This window comes from Arthrobacter sp. 35/47 (assembly GCF_000520475.1).
Classification (GTDB): domain Bacteria; phylum Actinomycetota; class Actinomycetes; order Actinomycetales; family Micrococcaceae; genus Arthrobacter_D; species Arthrobacter_D subterraneus.
Map to the genome: position 1 here is coordinate 135,643 of NZ_KI914582.1, position 1,049 is coordinate 136,691.

General features: G+C 65.9%; 1 protein-coding gene. It reads right to left on the reverse strand.

Annotated features, from left to right (window positions below; all coding sequences use genetic code 11):
* Window positions 1-29: 29 nt before the first annotated feature.
* Window positions 30-1,049, reverse strand: a 1,020-nt coding sequence (locus tag X803_RS0102195; RefSeq protein WP_026543845.1) for an NAD(P)H-dependent glycerol-3-phosphate dehydrogenase, incomplete at its 5' end; no start/stop codon positions are given.

Consider the following 1,049-nt stretch of genomic DNA (forward strand, 5'->3'; position numbering starts at 1 on the left):
GACACGGGGCTTGGCAGGTGGGGTCACGTTCAGCCTTCGGATTTCAGTTCGCGGGCCAGCAGTCGCGGGCCGAGGTCGTGTACCGACAGGTTCCCCTGAAGTACGGCAACAACACTATCCGTAATCGGCATATAGACCCCCAGCTGGCGCGCGAGGTCCGCCACCGCCTGCGCGGATTTAATGCCCTCCGCAGTCTGGTTCATGTGGGCCGTCACCTCGTCCAGGGTGAGCCCCTGGCCGAGCAGCCTGCCGGCGGTGTGATTGCGCGAGAGGGAGGAGGAACAGGTTGCGATCAGGTCCCCCATGCCGGCGAGCCCGGAGAGGGTCTCAGGTTCTCCGCCCAGAGCGACAGCCAGCCGGGTGGTCTCGGTGAGGCCGCGCGTGATGACGGAGGCCTTGGTGTTGTCCCCCATCTGCTTGCCTTCGCAGATACCAACCGCGAGGGCAATGACGTTCTTGACGATGCCGCCGATTTCCACACCGACAACATCAGTGTTGGTGTACGGGCGGAAGTAGGTGGTGGTGCATGCCGCGGCGATCCAGGTGGCCACATCCGCGTCCGGGCATGCGACCACTGACGCTGTGGGCTCGCAGCGCGCAATTTCCATGGCCAGGTTGGGCCCCGACACGACAGCGATACGACCCTCCGGCAGCCCGAGTTCCTGCGCGAGCACCTGGCTCATGCGGTCATCGGTGCCCACCTCCAGGCCCTTCATCAGCGAGACCACCACGGCGTCGGGCGAGATCAGCGGCTTCCAGTCCGACAGCTGCGAACGGAGGGACTGCGCCGGCACGGCGATCACCACCACCTCGGCACCCTCAAGAACGGCGGCGACGTCGGTGGAGCAGGTGATGCTGGAAGGCAGCACGGTCTCCGACAGGTAGCGACTGTTGGTGTGCCGGGTATTGATCTCGTCAGCAATATTCTCGCGGCGCGCCCACAGCCGGATGCTGGTGCCGTGCGGCTCGCCGGCATCCGCAAGAATCTTTGCGAACGTGGTACCCCAGCTGCCGGCTCCAAGGACGGCGACGACGGCGGGAGGCCGACG